The sequence below is a fragment of the Streptomyces sp. NPDC059909 genome (genome assembly GCF_042730885.1).
GTDB lineage: Bacteria > Actinomycetota > Actinomycetes > Streptomycetales > Streptomycetaceae > Streptomyces.
The window spans coordinates 1-1,086 of record NZ_JBHWKX010000265.1; the positions used below are offsets into that span (position 1 = coordinate 1).

Consider the following 1,086-nt stretch of genomic DNA (forward strand, 5'->3'; position numbering starts at 1 on the left):
TTGGAGGGTGACTTGGTAGCCGAGTTGGTTGAGCTGGCTCACCAGGCGTCGGGTCTGCCTGGCCCGGCCGGTGCGTTCGATGAAGTACTGGCCGCCGAGGTCGGCGTATTCGGCGTCGTGGGTGAACATGTGCCATACGGCGGTGAGGATCGAGTGTTCGACGGCGACGAGGGCTCTCTTCTTGCCGCGGCGGGCGGCGATGCGTCGGTAGCGGGCGGCGAGGTAGGTGTCCTTGGTCCGCGCGGCGCTGACGGCGGCCTGGCCGAGGGCGGCCTTGAGCCAGGGGTCGCCGTGGCGGGTCTTGCCGCTGCCGGTTCTGCCGCCGGACTGGTGGTTGCCCGGGCAGACGCCGGCCCAGGAGGCCAGGTCGGCCGCGCTGGGGAAGCGGGTGATGTCGGCGCCGATCTCGGCGAGGATCACCTGTGCGGCCCGGGTGTCGACGCCGGGGATGGTCACGAGGAGTTCGATGCGGCGGCGAAAGGGCTGCAGCATCACCTCGATGTGCCCGCTCAAGTGGGTCTCGGTGGCGGTGCAGGCGTCGATCCGGTCCAGCATCGCCCGGGCCAGGAAGGCGTGGTGGGCGGTGAAGTTGCCGGTCAGGGCCTCGACGAGGGCGTCGGTCTTGCGGCGCATGCTGCCTTTGGCCAGGTCGGCGAGCACGTGGGGGTCGCGTTCACCGGCGATCAGCGCCTCGAGCATCGCGCGGCCGGAGACGCCGAGGATGTTGGAGACGGTGGCGGACAGTTTGATGCCGGTGTCCTCCAGCAGCTTCTCCAGCCGCTGGGTCTCCCGGGTGCGTTCGCGGACGATCTCGGTGCGGTAGCGGGTGACGTCCCGCAGCTGCCGGATCGGCTCCGGGGGCACGAACGAGGGGCGGACGAGGCCGTGTTCGACAAGCTTGGCGATCCACTCGGAGTCCTTCACGTCGGTCTTGCGGCCGGGCACCGACTTCATGTGCCGGGCGTTGAGCAGCCAGCACTCCATGTCGTGTTCCAGCAGGTAGAACACCGGCTTCCAGTACACGCCGGTGGCTTCCATGCCGACCACGGTGATGCCTTCGGCGAGCAGCCAGTCCCGCATCGCCAG

General features: G+C 69.4%; 1 protein-coding gene. It reads right to left on the reverse strand.

Annotation, left to right across the window (positions count from 1 at the left end; translation table 11 throughout):
- Window positions 1-1,086 (reverse strand): IS110 family transposase (locus tag ACFV9O_RS40730; RefSeq protein WP_385428200.1); only part of this gene is annotated, 1,086 nt, incomplete at both ends.